Origin of the sequence: Algoriphagus sp. NBT04N3 (assembly GCF_019443765.1) — a bacterium.
In the GTDB taxonomy this organism is placed as follows: Bacteria; Bacteroidota; Bacteroidia; order Cytophagales; family Cyclobacteriaceae; genus Algoriphagus; species Algoriphagus ornithinivorans.
Map to the genome: position 1 here is coordinate 2,852,217 of NZ_CP048415.1, position 17,162 is coordinate 2,869,378.

Genomic DNA, 17,162 nt, shown 5'->3' on the forward strand with positions numbered 1-17,162 from the left:
GGGTCGCTAAGGGGTCGCCAGGATTTCCAACTGATCCAACTGTCCCTGTAAATGCCGTTTCACTTTGCCTTTCAGCTTGGCCACATCGTCCCAGTACACAATCTTATAGCGGTAGCCCTTGTTGATATGCCCGCCTGCCTGGCAGATGTATTCCAAACCCAGCAGGTCATGGATATAGCGCTGCAGCTGGGTCTTGCTGATGTTCAGTGCCTGCCGGATCTCCCTTTGGCCGAAGCTGTAGGATTCATACGCCTCGCCCTTGCCCTTGATGTAGCTTTTCAGCTGCTCGTAAAACAGCCGGAGGCTGCCGTCCAGCTCGTCTATCTTCAGCACGATGCTGTCGAACATGATTTCCGCCGCTGTCTGCAGGTCTTCCTTCTCCGTGATCAATCTCCCTTTTTGGTCTTTTTTCCTCCGGTACTGGTTCATCAGGGTCATCTGCTTGACGAAGCTCTGGTACAGCCCGTTCAGCCGCCTGATCTTGTGGGCCTCTTCCGGTAGGTTCACCCTGTCCGCATAGGGGTTCACCACTTCATGGGGTTTGAGCATCCGAACACAGTTCTGTATGAACTCAGTAGTCTTCCTTTCTTCCTGCCCGTCAATCTTTCCGGATGCCTTCTGGTTCTGGTAGGCGATGATCCTTTGTGTCTGCTCTTTGGTCTCGTCCACGGCGATCAGAAAACAGCGGTTCATGTTGTCCTCGTAGATTTCCCCCTTGGTCGTGCAGGCCATCGAGGCGATCGGTCCGTAGACGGTCTTTTCATACGCCCGGTTGTTGCCCTTCTCGTCCTGGCCCGTGGTGCTGCTGGATAACATTTCACGGCTCTGCAGTTCCCGGAAGGCCAGCTGCGCCTCTTCCTTCATCCCGTCCAGGTCTTCCAGGCAGATCAGTTTGTTTTTCAGGTCGTACATGCCATAATTATAAAAACTGCTCTCCGTGACCCTGGTAAACCTTTTTACATCTTCATCGGGGATAAAGCTGCTGATCTTCACCAAAAGGTGGGTTTTGCCGCTGCCCGAACTGCCCTGTATTAAAGCATGCAGTGTGTCGGGCATCCCGTAGCTGGCGGCGATGCAGAACAAAAACACCCGGTTGTTTTCCTCCCCGACAACGCCCGCTTTCCCGATCAGTCCGTTGAACCGTTGGATCAGGTTGGGCTTGCTTAAAAAGTCTTTGCAATGACCTGACTTTGTGCTGTCCAGGACTATCCTTGCGCTTTCCGGTTTTTGCCCCGTTTCCCGGCTGTCACGGTAGTCTTCCAGAAGGTCGGTCAGCCTGCACAGGTCGAGTTCCAACAGGTCGGCCCTGAGGTTCAGCTTTTCCGCCGCCTCCCTTGCTATCCGTTCCGTCTGCTTGTTCTCGTACAGGTCCAGGCGGTTGCGGTAGCGGTTGTAGGCACCGTTGCCCTTCCCCTCGACCATCAGGCTGATCTGTAATCTGTCCGGTTCCTGTCTCACCCCGCCTTTTACATAGTAATGCGCCGTGTCGGTAAAGTATATGATCCGGTGGGGATTCGTGGAATCAAAGCTACCTGCAGCAAGGCTTGGGCCGGAAGTTGGTTTCTGGGCGTTGGTTTTTGGCTGGGGAATGGGTTGTGGTGGTTTCTGGGTATTGGTTTTTGTTTGTGAGATGGTTTGCGATGGGGTGGGTTTGGGCGGTTCCGGAACCGTTGACTGTATCTGTTCCCGGATTTCTTTCTTTTCATTTGAAACAGGTTCATTTGAAGAATAAAAAGACCCGTTTGGCGCATCAAAAGAGGTACGGCTGTCCAATAGGTGTGTAAAGAGTGCTTCCGCACTGTCCGCATGGTTTATGTACAGGCTGTTTACATCTTCGCTCTCCGGGGTGTTTACCCGGCTGATTTTGATTTCCGGCAGCAGGCCTTTCAGCTTTTCGCCCTGTTTCCTTGCCCCTTCCAGTCCGGCGGCATCCCCGTCAAAAAAGAAGATGATCTCTTCTAAGTTATTGAGTGATTGGATGGCCTTTATATGTTCTTCGGTCAGCCCGTTGGTGCCGTAGCAGGCAAGTATTTCATGTTCTGTTGCGATCCCCGGAATCTGGAGCAAGGTGGCCGCATCGATGATGGCTTCTGTTAATATCAGCTTTGTCGTTTCGGGTTTGGGATACTTTGGGTAAAGCCCCTGTCTGTCCCTGAGGTAAAAGTGGCGTGCCTGTCTGTCGTCTGCCGTGCTGCGGAAGTACAGGCTTACGATCTGGTTTTGTTGGTTTTTGAGCGGGAACACGATCCCTCCCTTCCCAAAAGGGCTATAGGCCCTTTCGCCCGTGCGGTTGTTTGTTTGCCCTTTGTCCAGCAGCAGGCCGTATTTCAGGCAGGCTTCTATCAATGCTTCGTCCTTCCTTGTGCCATGGTGGAACTGCCCGGAGTTGTAGCCGATCTCCGTTTTGCCGTAGTCCAGCCCACGGCTTTCCAGGTATTCACGGGCAGGTTTGCTGTTGTGTACCGCATTCCTGAAGTAGGTAAACATGTTTGTGAGCAGCGCAACCCGGGTCAGCTCCTGCGCGGGACTGACATTCCCGGCTAACAGGCGTTCGCTTTTTTTGATCGCTTCGTGTTTGCTGCAGCTTTCTTTGTGCATGATAAAGTCGATCACGTCAAGGCTCTTGCCATGTGTGGGGCAGTTGGAACTGAAACAGTAGGCCGTCTGGGTCTTGTAGTACACCTGCATGCTCGGGGTCCTGTCCGGATGGAACGGGCAGTTCAGCCTCAGTTGCTTATCGGGTTTCAGGCCGTAATGTTCCAGGACTTCCTTTAGCGTCAGTCTGGTTTTGATCTCGGTGATCTCCATCCCCTCAGCCCGCTGTACCCTGTAATGGCATCTTCCGGAACAGGTCACGCAAACGGCGAAGCGTGTAACAATAGTCGCTCAGCTCCCGGCCAAAGTCCTCGGCATCCCTTGAAACATACACCAGGTCGCACATCAACGCGTCCAGCTGCTCGCCCAGCAGCCGCGGATCATGGTCCAGCACCAGGAAACTGTCCAGCCCCCGGTAGTCGTAGCGGTACTCTTTTTCGTCTGCCATAATTATTTTCATTTTTTTATCATGGAACTATCAGACATAAAAGTAAATTATCTTTCCATAACAGGCAAGTCTTATAGGTTTTTAAAAAGAACTTTAATTCCATATTTTTACCATACATCCGTTACTATAGGACATAAAAAGGAAGTATAGGCTATGAACACAGGCATTATCATTACCAACCTTCGCAAGGAAAAAACTGGTCACAGGGAAAACTGGCCGAAGAAAGCGGCGTGTCCAGGGAGATGATCGGCAAGTACGAGCGCGGGGATGCCGTCCCCTCCATCGAGGCGGCAAAAAAAATAGCGGATGCCTTCGGCGTGTCGCTGGACTATCTGGTCGGTGAGGGGGTAAACAGCTCCTTCGACAAAAAAACCGTCAAACGCCTCCAGGACATCGAAAAACTGCAGCCCGAGGACCGGGAACACATCTTCGCACTGATGGACGCATTTCTCTTCAAGTGCCAGGTACAGAACTCCCCTCAGCGCTTAAAAACACAAAAGCCCGGCACTGGCCGGGCTTTTGTGTTATTCATCAATTCTAAAACGCACTAATAAAAAGATATAATCCTCCTAGAAACGAAAATAATCCGGCAAAAATCAGTTTTACATCCCCAATTGTAAAACCCTCATTTTTCCTATTTGTCCCCTCCCTAATTTGAATAATGAAGATGATTATTGAAACCAGGATTAGCAAAGCGCCAATAAGCATATTAAATATATCCATAGCTCTTATTTGTTTTTTCTTCATCAACACTCGTAGTAACCTCATAAGTCCAATCGCTGAGCATTTCCCATCCTTTTACAATACCTTGCCAAATATTATTAGCTTCCTTGCTTAGAGTCTCAGCCTTAACTGCTTTATCTCCTCCCTTAAAAAGCTGACCAAACACTATACCTTTACCTACTTGATAGCCGACTTCACCGGCAGTAAGATCTCCCGTTGAAGCTCTTATAGTCCCCTCCAGCAAATTTCCTGCACCCGAAACCATCCCGCCTGCAGCAGTTATTTCAGGTTGGGCAGTGGCTATTCCAGCAACTTCTATAGCTGTACCTAAATCTTGAACTACTTCTGCACCCAAGAGCCCTCCCTGTACAGTGGCGTCCTTGAGCCCAGAAGCAACTACTGCCCCATCATTAATAGTTGCTACTGATGACATGAGAGATGCTTGAGAATTACTAAGCTGAGATGAAAACTCAGAATTCAGGTTACCTGATTGCTGTGTCAACAACCTCTGAGAAGAACCTTTAACAGTATTGGTGAACTGCGAAAAAATAACTTGAGCCTTAGTATAATAATACGAACCAGGACAAATGGGACACTCCCCATTAGGATCATTGTACTTGATCGGATTGTTCCAGCTGAACTGGTATGGGGACAATCCTATTTGATTAGGATGGTCGGCCAGCACATCGATACTGTTAAATCGTCCTATAGCAGGATCATAAAACCTTGATTTGAAGTCGTATATTTCCAGATTAAGATCCCTTATGATCTCGTTGCCATTGTAGAGGTAACGGTATACTCCCGCGCAACCTTTTTCCGGCTCTTCCCAACTCCCCCCACTCACTTTTAAAGAACGTCATGCACTCCCGGCACACTCCCATAAAGATAGTTTTTTCTTTCATCTGAAGATGTTTTCAGTTGAAAAAAGAAGAGGGAACTTTCATGATAGCCCCAGTAAAACATCATCCCAAAAGAAAAAAGGAAAAAAAAAGAAAGCCTTCAATCTGGCGGGTATGGCAAAAAGCAAGGGAGCCGGGCGGTTTAAGGTGCGGCTGTTCTGCGGGCGGTTAAATAGCCCTGTGGACTTGCTTTTTGACGGTGGGCAGGCCTCGTGCGACCCGCCTAACTTTGCTCACTTTTTTATTGTTTTTTTATGGTGTTCGCGAACCTCACTTTGGTCGGTTTGCCTCTTCTTTTTTGTTGTTTTTTTCCTGCACCCAACCTGCTTTCGGAGATCTGTCCCGGCATTGTGGGTTGGGAAAGCCCCCTTGATCGGGGGTTGGGGGTGATTTTTTGGGCGGCCGGCCTTTTTGTGCGTTGGCTCGCGGGCCGCCTGCGGGTGCCGCCGACAGCCTGACAGGGAAAACGACCGTAGGAAGTGACTGGCAGTGAGCGGCTCTTAAGATACCACTTTGCCTTTCAAAAGGTCATCTTGGGAGCTGCGGTCTGTCGGTGGCCAGCAGGCCCGCCTTAACCCCGGCTGTGGGTGGATGTATGGTGGCTGAACGCATCCGCCTCAGGCGGAGAAGTGAAGCGGCCTAAGCAGACACTGGAACAGCCGTGAGGAAGAGGAAGGAGCGCAAAAGACATGACAGGCTGCGAGGCACAAGCACCCGAAGGGCGGCATGTGGGCTGAGGCACGAAGCTTACCTGACGGGCTGGCGTGGCTTTTTGCCGGATGACGAGGACGAACACCGCTTAACCTGTGAACGTTGTGGTTACCGCAAACCTCCCCGGAACGGTTTCCCATTCCTGCAAAAACAATCAGGCAGGCTCTTTGTCGACCCTAAACCGGATCGCTTCGGCAACAAATTGTTCAGGAGGTCTTGGCCTCCATCGCCAATAAAGCTGCTCTTTGGTGCAAGGTAGCCGATATCCTTACATTGAAGCTCCTTTGAACGGCTTCTCGGGAGACTTGCCCTCTTCTTTACAATCTGCCAGATAAGCATCTACAGCCTCCCTAAAATCCTCTTCCAGATGTTTCCCTGTCTCTCCTTCGTAGGAGATCAGACCTCTGATTCCCAACACTTTTCCATAGAGCAGACTATCCTGAGGACTGTACTCAATGCTGCCCGTATAACCTTTGTATTCCAGATATTTCATAATTCCAATAGTTCTCTGACCTGTTTCATTTGGTATTGCTTCATAATCCCGCTTGGATGGGGTTTGTGCAGCATGACAGGAACCCCTTCACCGTTCTCGAATTTCACCCTCGAACCGGAGGTCTTTCCTTTCTTTACTTCCTCAAAACCAAAGTATCCTAGCAGTTTCACCATCTCGTCATAATGAAAGTCGGATGGCATGCCCAAAAACCTGGCGATCAGTTTTTCCTTCTTAGACATAAACTCAAAGTAACTGTATTTAGTTGCATTTTCCAAACTTTTTAACCCTACCCCAGCGGGTGGTGTTTCTGTACCGCCGCCTTCAGTTCCTCCAATCCCGTCTGCCTGTACCGCTCCGTCGAACTCGGGTTTTTGTGCCCCGCGAACACCTGGACTACCCTCAGGTCTTTTCCCTCTTTCAGCAGGTTGGCGATCACGCTCTGCCGGATGGTCTGGGCGTTCAGTTTCCTGTCAGGGAACAGATCCCGGAAGGTTTCCACCAGGTAGTTGATGTCATCCGCCCTGATGGCCTTCCCCCGGATGTTCAGGATCAGTCTTTCCGTTTCTTCTTTTTGTATTTCTGGTCGGATTTCGTGGATGTAGCGGTAAAAAAGCATGATCTGTTTGGGCTTCATCTTCAGGGTTCTCGGTAAAGTTTTCGCCATACCCCTGCTGTGGACTGTCCCGGCTTCCAGATCAATATCCTGTAACCGCAACTGTTCTGTTTCCTTTAGCCGTAACCCCTGGTAGATCAGCAGACTGACAACAACCTGGTTTCTGGTTCTTACGGCTTCATAGCGTTCCTTCCTTTCCATCAGCTGTTCCAGTTCAGTTGAAGAAAAAAGGTCTTGTAATTGGATATCCTGCCCTTTGGCATCCCTCAGCCTCAAAAACCTGCAGGGGTGGTCTTCCCGCCTTCCGGTATGCAGCAGCCAGCTGTGCCAGGATTTTGCCCCGTACAGCATCCTGTTGACCGTCCTTGGGTTTTGGTGTCTCTTCCTCAGGTAGTCCACGTACTGCAGTATGTCCTGGTAGATGGCTTTTTCTGCCCTCTCCTCTGTCATATAATCCAGATAGATCCGGATGTCACGAAGGTAGATCTTCGCCGTCTCCGGGGTATGCCTTTCCAGCAGGTATTCCTTCAGCTCTCTCTCCCTCAACATAGCTGTTCGTTCAGGTATTGTTTGCTGATTCTGGTGTAGATCTGCGTGGTTTCCAGGTGGCGATGGCCCAGAAAGTCCCTGACCTGCTCGATGCCCAGCCCGCCTTCCAGCAGATGCGTGGCGATACTGTGCCGCAGGCAGTGAAGGCCGATCCTGTCCATAAAGCCCGCCTGTTCCGCTAGGTACCTGAGTCTCTTCCAGTAGGCGCCGCCCCGTATCCTGTTTCCCCGGTTGTTGAGCATAAAAGCTTTCAGGCTGTCGGAGGTAGATCCATTTCTGTAGGATTCACGTTCATGCAGATAGTAATCCTTCAGGTCTTGGGTTACCTGCACGCCCATCGGTACCACCCTTCTTTTTCCTCCCTTACCGGAACGCACGTACAGCAGTCCTCCTTTAAAATGGATGTCGGATATATCCAGCTTTTCAGCCTCCGACCTTCTCAGTCCACAGCCGTAAAACAGGCTTAGTATGGCCCGGTCCTTCAGAGTCTCACAGGCTCCGTACAGGGCTTTGATCTCTTCGGTGCTCAACACCTTTCTGGGTGGATGTTCCGGCTTGGGGAAGCTCAGTGACCCGAAGGGATTGCTGTTTAGGTTGCCGCTGGACTGTCCGTAGTTCATAAAGGTTTTCAGGGCATACAGGTGGTGGCTGACCATGCTCTCACTCAGGGATCCGCCCCTTTGGCTCGGTCTTGTCTTCAGGTACTCCCAGTGATCAAGGATATGGCCGGACGTGATGCTATCAAGCCCATGGATACCCAGGCCTTCCATCCGGTAAAAAAACTCCCGCAAACAGGAAGGAAGGGCTTCCCGGCTCCCTTTGTTGTAACCCGTACGCTCCAGGTACTGCCTATAGTCCAGCAACAGGTCACGGTATGCTTTGTTGTATATCGGTAGGTGTTTCATGACAGTGTTGATTGTTTTTTAAGGGTGTCATGGAATGCTGCGCATTTCATCGTCGTAGGTGTTTTTATTGAAGGGGGCTTGCGTTTTCCCGGGTCACGGGTCGCCAGCCTGATTCAGGGCCATTTTCAGCCTTTTGAAGCTTCAGAGGCAGATTCTAGCGACCCAAAACGGCTGGGTCGCTAAGGGGTCGCCAGGATTTCCAACTGATCCAACTGTCCCTGTAAATGCCGTTTCACTTTGCCTTTCAGCTTGGCCACATCGTCCCAGTACACAATCTTATAGCGGTAGCCCTTGTTGATATGCCCGCCTGCCTGGCAGATGTATTCCAAACCCAGCAGGTCATGGATATAGCGCTGCAGCTGGGTCTTGCTGATGTTCAGTGCCTGCCGGATCTCCCTTTGGCCGAAGCTGTAGGATTCATACGCCTCGCCCTTGCCCTTGATGTAGCTTTTCAGCTGCTCGTAAAACAGCCGGAGGCTGCCGTCCAGCTCGTCTATCTTCAGCACGATGCTGTCGAACATGATTTCCGCCGCTGTCTGCAGGTCTTCCTTCTCCGTGATCAATCTCCCTTTTTTGGTCTTTTTTCCTCCGGTACTGGTTCATCAGGGTCATCTGCTTGACGAAGCTCTGGTACAGCCCGTTCAGCCGCCTGATCTTGTGGGCCTCTTCCGGTAGGTTCACCCTGTCCGCATAGGGGTTCACCACTTCATGGGGTTTGAGCATCCGAACACAGTTCTGTATGAACTCAGTAGTCTTCCTTTCTTCCTGCCCGTCAATCTTTCCGGATGCCTTCTGGTTCTGGTAGGCGATGATCCTTTGTGTCTGCTCTTTGGTCTCGTCCACGGCGATCAGAAAACAGCGGTTCATGTTGTCCTCGTAGATTTCCCCCTTGGTCGTGCAGGCCATCGAGGCGATCGGTCCGTAGACGGTCTTTTCATACGCCCGGTTGTTGCCCTTCTCGTCCTGGCCCGTGGTGCTGCTGGATAACATTTCACGGCTCTGCAGTTCCCGGAAGGCCAGCTGCGCCTCTTCCTTCATCCCGTCCAGGTCTTCCAGGCAGATCAGTTTGTTTTTCAGGTCGTACATGCCATAATTATAAAAACTGCTCTCCGTGACCCTGGTAAACCTTTTTACATCTTCATCGGGGATAAAGCTGCTGATCTTCACCAAAAGGTGGGTTTTGCCGCTGCCCGAACTGCCCTGTATTAAAGCATGCAGTGTGTCGGGCATCCCGTAGCTGGCGGCGATGCAGAACAAAAACACCCGGTTGTTTTCCTCCCCGACAACGCCCGCTTTCCCGATCAGTCCGTTGAACCGTTGGATCAGGTTGGGCTTGCTTAAAAAGTCTTTGCAATGACCTGACTTTGTGCTGTCCAGGACTATCCTTGCGCTTTCCGGTTTTTGCCCCGTTTCCCGGCTGTCACGGTAGTCTTCCAGAAGGTCGGTCAGCCTGCACAGGTCGAGTTCCAACAGGTCGGCCCTGAGGTTCAGCTTTTCCGCCGCCTCCCTTGCTATCCGTTCCGTCTGCTTGTTCTCGTACAGGTCCAGGCGGTTGCGGTAGCGGTTGTAGGCACCGTTGCCCTTCCCCTCGACCATCAGGCTGATCTGTAATCTGTCCGGTTCCTGTCTCACCCCGCCTTTTACATAGTAATGCGCCGTGTCGGTAAAGTATATGATCCGGTGGGGATTCGTGGAATCAAAGCTACCTGCAGCAAGGCTTGGGCCGGAAGTTGGTTTCTGGGCGTTGGTTTTTGGCTGGGGAATGGGTTGTGGTGGTTTCTGGGTATTGGTTTTTGTTTGTGAGATGGTTTGCGATGGGGTGGGTTTGGGCGGTTCCGGAACCGTTGACTGTATCTGTTCCCGGATTTCTTTCTTTTCATTTGAAACAGGTTCATTTGAAGAATAAAAAGACCCGTTTGGCGCATCAAAAGAGGTACGGCTGTCCAATAGGTGTGTAAAGAGTGCTTCCGCACTGTCCGCATGGTTTATGTACAGGCTGTTTACATCTTCGCTCTCCGGGGTGTTTACCCGGCTGATTTTGATTTCCGGCAGCAGGCCTTTCAGCTTTTCGCCCTGTTTCCTTGCCCCTTCCAGTCCGGCGGCATCCCCGTCAAAAAAGAAGATGATCTCTTCTAAGTTATTGAGTGATTGGATGGCCTTTATATGTTCTTCGGTCAGCCCGTTGGTGCCGTAGCAGGCAAGTATTTCATGTTCTGTTGCGATCCCCGGAATCTGGAGCAAGGTGGCCGCATCGATGATGGCTTCTGTTAATATCAGCTTTGTCGTTTCGGGTTTGGGATACTTTGGGTAAAGCCCCTGTCTGTCCCTGAGGTAAAAGTGGCGTGCCTGTCTGTCGTCTGCCGTGCTGCGGAAGTACAGGCTTACGATCTGGTTTTGTTGGTTTTTGAGCGGGAACACGATCCCTCCCTTCCCAAAAGGGCTATAGGCCCTTTCGCCCGTGCGGTTGTTTGTTTGCCCTTTGTCCAGCAGCAGGCCGTATTTCAGGCAGGCTTCTATCAATGCTTCGTCCTTCCTTGTGCCATGGTGGAACTGCCCGGAGTTGTAGCCGATCTCCGTTTTGCCGTAGTCCAGCCCACGGCTTTCCAGGTATTCACGGGCAGGTTTGCTGTTGTGTACCGCATTCCTGAAGTAGGTAAACATGTTTGTGAGCAGCGCAACCCGGGTCAGCTCCTGCGCGGGACTGACATTCCCGGCTAACAGGCGTTCGCTTTTTTTGATCGCTTCGTGTTTGCTGCAGCTTTCTTTGTGCATGATAAAGTCGATCACGTCAAGGCTCTTGCCATGTGTGGGGCAGTTGGAACTGAAACAGTAGGCCGTCTGGGTCTTGTAGTACACCTGCATGCTCGGGGTCCTGTCCGGATGGAACGGGCAGTTCAGCCTCAGTTGCTTATCGGGTTTCAGGCCGTAATGTTCCAGGACTTCCTTTAGCGTCAGTCTGGTTTTGATCTCGGTGATCTCCATCCCCTCAGCCCGCTGTACCCTGTAATGGCATCTTCCGGAACAGGTCACGCAAACGGCGAAGCGTGTAACAATAGTCGCTCAGCTCCCGGCCAAAGTCCTCGGCATCCCTTGAAACATACACCAGGTCGCACATCAACGCGTCCAGCTGCTCGCCCAGCAGCCGCGGATCATGGTCCAGCACCAGGAAACTGTCCAGCCCCCGGTAGTCGTAGCGGTACTCTTTTTCGTCTGCCATAATTATTTTCATTTTTTTATCATGGAACTATCAGACATAAAAGTAAATTATCTTTCCATAACAGGCAAGTCTTATAGGTTTTTAAAAAGAACTTTAATTCCATATTTTTACCATACATCCGTTACTATAGGACATAAAAAGGAAGTATAGGCTATGAACACAGGCATTATCATTACCAACCTTCGCAAGGAAAAAAACTGGTCACAGGGAAAACTGGCCGAAGAAAGCGGCGTGTCCAGGGAGATGATCGGCAAGTACGAGCGCGGGGATGCCGTCCCCTCCATCGAGGCGGCAAAAAAAATAGCGGATGCCTTCGGCGTGTCGCTGGACTATCTGGTCGGTGAGGGGGTAAACAGCTCCTTCGACAAAAAAACCGTCAAACGCCTCCAGGACATCGAAAAACTGCAGCCCGAGGACCGGGAACACATCTTCGCACTGATGGACGCATTTCTCTTCAAGTGCCAGGTACAGAACTCCCTCAGCGCTTAAAAACACAAAAGCCCGGCACTGGCCGGGCTTTTGTGTTATTCATCAATTCTAAAACGCACTAATAAAAAGATATAATCCTCCTAGAAACGAAAATAATCCGGCAAAAATCAGTTTTACATCCCCAATTGTAAAACCCTCATTTTTCCTATTTGTCCCCTCCCTAATTTGAATAATGAAGATGATTATTGAAACCAGGATTAGCAAAGCGCCAATAAGCATATTAAATATATCCATAGCTCTTATTTGTTTTTTTCTTCATCAACACTCGTAGTAACCTCATAAGTCCAATCGCTGAGCATTTCCCATCCTTTTACAATACCTTGCCAAATATTATTAGCTTCCTTGCTTAGAGTCTCAGCCTTAACTGCTTTATCTCCTCCCTTAAAAAGCTGACCAAACACTATACCTTTACCTACTTGATAGCCGACTTCACCGGCAGTAAGATCTCCCGTTGAAGCTCTTATAGTCCCCTCCAGCAAATTTCCTGCACCCGAAACCATCCCGCCTGCAGCAGTTATTTCAGGTTGGGCAGTGGCTATTCCAGCAACTTCTATAGCTGTACCTAAATCTTGAACTACTTCTGCACCCAAGAGCCCTCCCTGTACAGTGGCGTCCTTGAGCCCAGAAGCAACTACTGCCCCATCATTAATAGTTGCTACTGATGACATGAGAGATGCTTGAGAATTACTAAGCTGAGATGAAAACTCAGAATTCAGGTTACCTGATTGCTGTGTCAACAACCTCTGAGAAGAACCTTTAACAGTATTGGTGAACTGCGAAAAAATAACTTGAGCCTTAGTATAATAATACGAACCAGGACAAATGGGACACTCCCCATTAGGATCATTGTACTTGATCGGATTGTTCCAGCTGAACTGGTATGGGGACAATCCTATTTGATTAGGATGGTCGGCCAGCACATCGATACTGTTAAATCGTCCTATAGCAGGATCATAAAACCTTGATTTGAAGTCGTATATTTCCAGATTAAGATCCCTTATGATCTCGTTGCCATTGTAGAGGTAACTGTACTCATCGCCACTGAAACATCCAATTCTCTATGATGATAAATCAATCCATATAGTCAACTTTTACACCGCTTACCGTATTCACATTCCTCTCTTTTTCAACGTTTGTAGCCAACATTATATAATAAACCCCTTTGGTTAACATTGGTCTTTCAGATATATCTATATATCTGAAATCTATTTGTTTTTCATTATTGTTACTTGACTCAAAATATCCATCCCCTGAAAGTATCTCAACACGACCTTTTTCAAACACTAAATAACCTGAGAACCCGTCATTTATGCCAGAGTATGTAGTCCAAACCCTAGGGGAGCTATCTGAAATCTCACCAAAATAAAAAGTGGAAATGCCACACTCATCCACTCTTTTGATCACAACATCTTCATACTCATAAGTAACCTCTACGTGGGTATCGCAACAGGAAGAAAAGATAACCAGCAGAATTAAAGAAAGAAAAAACCTCATATTCATATCATTAATTTCTTCTAATAAAATCTTTGCCTATATCAATAGATCTTTGGGAAAGTTTATCCTCACCATATTTCCCAATAAGGTAGGCTGAACCTAACCCGAGTGGTCTATTTACCATAGACATCCAGCCTACCACACCAGTTATAGCTAGCGTTAAAGGTTTATTATTTCCTGATAAATTATATGCTCCATAACCAAATTGCGCCAAGGGTGCTAAACCAGATTTTTGAGCAACTGCACCAGCAGCAAAATTACCAGCATCCCTAGGTGAAGTATATTTGCCAAATAACTTGGATCCATTGGAGACATGAGCTTTTATATCCCAATCTCCACCCCCACCGGCCTTCTTAAAATAATCAAAAAGTGATGGGTCTGAATTAAGTATTTCTTGAACCCTACCAGTAAGTTCAGTAGAACCAAAATCTATCTTTATATCTCCTGCTTTTACTAGTCCAGTTTCATTATAGAGGTTTTGGTTTACAAAACTTAACGCATGCAAACTTTCTCCCATCCTCTCTCCTCCAGCCCCTGTATTTTCAGTGTTATAACTTTCCCTTACTGTTTTTTTCGCTTCTGCCATATTTCCCTGATGTCTATACACACCCAAATCCCCATCGTCATAGACCGCCACCACATTTCCTTCCTCATCCGTATGGGTACTGAACATACCTGTCGGATCCATATACTTAATCGGGTTGTTCATAGTCCAAGCGTATGGCGACCATGGGTAATAGCTGTCCGCCATGGGATCTACCTGCCATGTCCTACCTATGACGGGGTCATATCCACGGGCATGAAAATCATAAATATTTAGGTTTAAGTCATCTAAGAACTCTTTGCCCTGATACAGATACCTATTCGTATGATTATTATAACTATAATCCAATCCTGCGATGGTCATTCCAAAGGGATAGTAGGCATTTTCCTGAACGATGATCGGACTGGTACTTTGCACTTTTAGATTATCGAAAAAGATATTCTGAGCTGTTTCGTTGACCACAAAAGTTTCAAGATATCCATTCTTTTTGACTTTGAGTGTCTGTCGTAGTTGCTCATGCTCATTGGCTGCGGCATTGCTGACCAAGACCTTGCCCTGATCGTATAGCACACTGTCCTGATCATATAGCGCATACATCAGGTAGCTTTCTGGGGTCTTCTTGGATTCAATCTCTGCCAATAGCAATCGGGTAAACTCATAGATCAACATCGGATTGATCTCAGGAGAAAAGTTAAGATTTTGCACCCCTTCCAGCAAGCGATCTTTCCATAATGTTTGACTTCCACTTTTGATCAGTGCAGAAGGATGCAATATGCCCTTTCTCTTTTTGTCGAAAATCACATCCACTTCAAGCGTCAAGCTATCTCCTTCCTGTACCTCCTGCGTTCTTGATGGACCAAGCATTTTTCCCCGTTCGGCATTCAGCCAAGCCACTTGGTTTCCACCCGCAGTATTGTTATGACGGTGGTCGAGTATCCTTGTTTCCGGAAGCTGTTCAAAAAGTTGCTCTTCTTCTTGAGCGTATTCCTCCTCCATGGTGGCCCGAAAAGCCAGTGTAAAAGGTGCACGTATTACCTGACGGACATTGCCAAGGTGATCTTTATAAAAATACTCATCATATGGATCGCCCGTTCCACCATCCCAGGCTGTACGTCCTTCCTCGTGTGCAAAGTGTTGAATTGTATTGTTAAGATATACAAAATCTCCGATGTAATCATAGGTTTTTGTGGTACCCCCGGATACTATCGTTGTGGATAGTTTTCTTCCTTCAGAATCATAGACATTGGTAATTTGATTACCTGAACCTAAATTTATAACTCTGGGTAAATTATTGAAATTATAAGAAATATTAGTTATTCCTTTATTCTCATCTGAAATCAAACTACCCGCATTATTATATTGATATTCATTAGAAGAGGAGGCCCCGTTTTTAAAGTCCATAAAACCAAATTGTGGCATGACTAGATCTTCTACCTGGGACAACCTATTAGATGCATAGGTGAAATTCAATTGATCGATAGTGCCAAATGAATTAGGGTTAGACACTTTACCTTTCCTTTCCAAGGATAAAATATTCCCATTTTCATCGTAACTTATGGAAGATAAGGAATATCTATCTGATTCCAGATTCCAAGAAGATCCAAATGCAACATAATGCCCTCTCGTAATTCTATTTATCTGATCGTAATTAAATCCATAGCTTCTTTTCACGTTATCTCTACTACTTTTCCATTGAATACCTGAAATATTTCCATTGTAATTTATGGAATTATAACCGAAATCATAAAAAATCTGCATACCAAATGTATCACCGCTTTCAGATAAGTTTGGGTCATTAATATGTGTGAGCCAGCCTCGAGGATTGTACTTATAATTTACGGTTTGAAGTCCATTCCAATTTTTACTAATTAGCTGTCCCAGTTCATCGTACTGGTAAGTAACTAAAGTCTGAATAGGATTAGAGTTGACTTTTGAGAAATTGAAATAAGCCTCCCGCCATGGTCATATGTATATGTTTTTAATAATGTAATAGTTGAGTTAGATCCTGCATTTGGATTATTCTGTACATGATAGCTTTTAATTACTCTGCCCAAAAAATCATACTCCATGGTTGTCCAATCTGTACCTCCTTTGTGATTTAAAACCTTCTTTTGAATTAAATTCCTATTTCATCATAAAAATAAACTTCAGAAATATAGCTACCAGTACCATCTACCTTCTTCCTTTTACCTGTCATTCTACCATGAATTGCCTTGGTACTTCTAAGAGGAGAAGAAAAGTTAGAATTAAAAGAGGAATTAAACGTATGGGTAGTTCCTCCAAATGTATAATTGCTATAAATATTTGATTGATCAGTAGAATTTAGCGTAAGATTTTTTATAAAGTTAATGTCCGAATCAACCGTTGATTGGTAACTATCCCGGGTTGTGGAACTAACCAATCTTCCAATAGTAGATACTTCTTCGAACTCATTATACTTAATTACCATCCATTCGCTTGAAGCTGAAAGATTAGGGTCTCTCTGCATTACAACCCTATCCAAGTGATCATAAACGTATTCCGTTATTCCGGCTCCAGGTATTTTTTTTCTTATAACTCTATCCCTATTGTCATATTCATACTTAAAATAATGTTCTTTTACGTTTGGATGCTCAATATCCCAATTAGATGAAGAATTACAAATTGACGCACCTTGCGGCATGAGAGTGTAAGCTATCCTGCCTTTTTGGTCAAAAATGTAAAAAGTCCAAAACCAATCATTAAAATTAGAACCAGGCAATAAAATCTTGGATTTTCTCGAAGCAACCATTTGCCCCAAAGAATTAGTAAAACTTTCTGATATTTTACCATCTTCATCAATTACTCTATTTGTAATCAATTGGCTAGCCCCATAGTCTCCAACATGTATTGGAAAGGATTGACCAGGTGGAATTTCAAATTTTTTTATTGGAATAGAATTAAGAAAATCATCTTTTGAGACACCTCTATCCGAACCTGTCCAAGAATTACCGGGAGAAAAGGATTTTATAATGTTTTCTAAAGGTGAAGATTCATAAATAATTTTTCCAAAAAAGTTTCCTTCATTTTGATAAATCGAACTTAATCTCGATGAATACTCTGCGGCAGTATTCAAAACAATTTTACCACTTGAATTTAAAGATGGATATGAAGACAATTCATATTTTTTCCTTCCAAATGAATCAAATACAAAAGGCTTTACAATATCTTTACCTTGAGGGCTAAGCTGAAAATAAACTTCCTGCAAAGGTTTTCCCAGTCCATCCATATAAAATGTTAAAGTCCTTGCTTGTTCCTTACTAGGATCACCCGAAAATAAAACTACGGCCTGCTGAAAACTCCACTCTCTTATGACATTAATGTTTGCCGTGGAGGATATTGAAGGTATATTTAACGATTCAGGACTAGAGGCAGTTGAACTTCCAACCTGATTTGGTAAATTTTGAGAAATGCAGATATTACAAATTGTAAATGTAATTAAAATAGCTATAAATGTTTTCATC

At 46.7% G+C, this 17,162-nt stretch carries 17 protein-coding genes; 2 read left to right on the top strand and 15 right to left on the bottom strand.

The genetic code is table 11. The features are described 5' to 3' along the window. Positions 1-6: 6 nt before the first annotated feature. Both GYM62_RS12340 and GYM62_RS12345 read right to left on the bottom strand, forming a co-directional pair. Positions 7-2,808, bottom strand: a complete 2,802-nt coding sequence (locus tag GYM62_RS12340) for a CHC2 zinc finger domain-containing protein (protein WP_219956629.1) — start codon at positions 2,806-2,808, stop codon at positions 7-9. Between the two features lie 4 nt (positions 2,809-2,812). Beyond that, the gene (locus GYM62_RS12345) at positions 2,813-3,043 is read right to left on the bottom strand and encodes a hypothetical protein (protein WP_219956630.1); all 231 of its coding nucleotides are present in this window, start codon (positions 3,041-3,043) and stop codon (positions 2,813-2,815) included. A gap of 146 nt (positions 3,044-3,189) precedes the next feature. On the opposite strand from GYM62_RS12345, the gene GYM62_RS12350 reads away from it, so the two are divergent. Then, positions 3,190-3,594, top strand: a complete 405-nt coding sequence (locus tag GYM62_RS12350) for a helix-turn-helix domain-containing protein (RefSeq protein ID WP_255590693.1) — start codon at positions 3,190-3,192, stop codon at positions 3,592-3,594. A 158-nt stretch (positions 3,595-3,752) separates the two neighbouring features. Here the strand turns inward: GYM62_RS12350 and GYM62_RS12355 are convergent, their stop codons facing one another. The 9 genes from GYM62_RS12355 to GYM62_RS12390 all read right to left on the bottom strand — a co-directional run bounded on the left by GYM62_RS12355 (position 3,753) and on the right by GYM62_RS12390 (position 11,153). Then, a complete protein-coding gene (locus GYM62_RS12355) occupies positions 3,753-4,610 on the bottom strand; it encodes an RHS repeat-associated core domain-containing protein (RefSeq protein WP_219956631.1) in 858 nt (285 codons plus the stop codon). Between the two features lie 972 nt (positions 4,611-5,582). Continuing rightward, the gene (locus GYM62_RS21120) at positions 5,583-5,642 is read right to left on the bottom strand and encodes a hypothetical protein (protein WP_304504267.1); all 60 of its coding nucleotides are present in this window, start codon (positions 5,640-5,642) and stop codon (positions 5,583-5,585) included. 2 nt (positions 5,643-5,644) lie between these two features. Continuing rightward, positions 5,645-5,869: a type II toxin-antitoxin system HicB family antitoxin gene (locus tag GYM62_RS12360; protein ID WP_255590373.1), complete on the bottom strand. Its 225-nt coding sequence runs from the start codon at positions 5,867-5,869 to the stop codon at positions 5,645-5,647. Further along, positions 5,866-6,108, bottom strand: a complete 243-nt coding sequence (locus tag GYM62_RS12365) for a type II toxin-antitoxin system HicA family toxin (RefSeq protein WP_219956627.1) — start codon at positions 6,106-6,108, stop codon at positions 5,866-5,868. Before GYM62_RS12365 ends, GYM62_RS12360 begins: the two co-directional genes overlap by 4 nt. Before the next feature lie 47 nt (positions 6,109-6,155). Continuing rightward, positions 6,156-7,031 carry a tyrosine-type recombinase/integrase gene (locus GYM62_RS12370; RefSeq protein ID WP_219956632.1) on the bottom strand — a complete coding sequence of 292 codons (876 nt, stop codon included), beginning with the start codon at positions 7,029-7,031 and terminating at the stop codon, positions 6,156-6,158. After that, positions 7,025-7,936 carry a tyrosine-type recombinase/integrase gene (locus GYM62_RS12375; RefSeq protein WP_219956628.1) on the bottom strand — a complete coding sequence of 304 codons (912 nt, stop codon included), beginning with the start codon at positions 7,934-7,936 and terminating at the stop codon, positions 7,025-7,027. Before GYM62_RS12375 ends, GYM62_RS12370 begins: the two co-directional genes overlap by 7 nt. Positions 7,937-8,115: 179 nt before the next feature. Next, a complete protein-coding gene (locus GYM62_RS12380; protein WP_219956633.1) occupies positions 8,116-8,457 on the bottom strand; it encodes a hypothetical protein in 342 nt (113 codons plus the stop codon). Then, positions 8,354-10,918, bottom strand: coding sequence for a CHC2 zinc finger domain-containing protein (locus GYM62_RS12385; protein ID WP_219956634.1), 2,565 nt, complete (start codon positions 10,916-10,918; stop codon positions 8,354-8,356). The genes GYM62_RS12380 and GYM62_RS12385 overlap by 104 nt, the downstream gene beginning before the upstream one ends. A 4-nt stretch (positions 10,919-10,922) precedes the next feature. Then, positions 10,923-11,153 carry a hypothetical protein gene (locus GYM62_RS12390; RefSeq protein ID WP_219956630.1) on the bottom strand — a complete coding sequence of 77 codons (231 nt, stop codon included), beginning with the start codon at positions 11,151-11,153 and terminating at the stop codon, positions 10,923-10,925. 153 nt (positions 11,154-11,306) lie between these two features. On the opposite strand from GYM62_RS12390, the gene GYM62_RS12395 reads away from it, so the two are divergent. Beyond that, positions 11,307-11,642 carry a helix-turn-helix domain-containing protein gene (locus GYM62_RS12395; protein WP_219956635.1) on the top strand — a complete coding sequence of 112 codons (336 nt, stop codon included), beginning with the start codon at positions 11,307-11,309 and terminating at the stop codon, positions 11,640-11,642. 239 nt (positions 11,643-11,881) lie between these two features. Here GYM62_RS12395 and GYM62_RS12400 read toward each other — a convergent pair whose 3' ends face one another. From GYM62_RS12400 to GYM62_RS12415, 4 genes are all read right to left on the bottom strand, one after another. Continuing rightward, positions 11,882-12,697, bottom strand: coding sequence for an RHS repeat-associated core domain-containing protein (locus GYM62_RS12400; protein WP_219959463.1), 816 nt, complete (start codon positions 12,695-12,697; stop codon positions 11,882-11,884). A 16-nt stretch (positions 12,698-12,713) separates the two neighbouring features. Next, a complete protein-coding gene (locus GYM62_RS12405; RefSeq protein WP_219956636.1) occupies positions 12,714-13,136 on the bottom strand; it encodes a hypothetical protein in 423 nt (140 codons plus the stop codon). A 10-nt stretch (positions 13,137-13,146) separates the two neighbouring features. Beyond that, on the bottom strand, positions 13,147-15,438 hold the full coding sequence (locus GYM62_RS12410; RefSeq protein ID WP_219956637.1) for an RHS repeat domain-containing protein: 2,292 nt from the start codon (positions 15,436-15,438) through the stop codon (positions 13,147-13,149). Positions 15,439-15,796: 358 nt separating this feature from the next. Continuing rightward, on the bottom strand, positions 15,797-17,161 hold the full coding sequence (locus tag GYM62_RS12415; RefSeq protein ID WP_219956638.1) for a DUF6443 domain-containing protein: 1,365 nt from the start codon (positions 17,159-17,161) through the stop codon (positions 15,797-15,799). Position 17,162 lies beyond the last annotated feature (1 nt).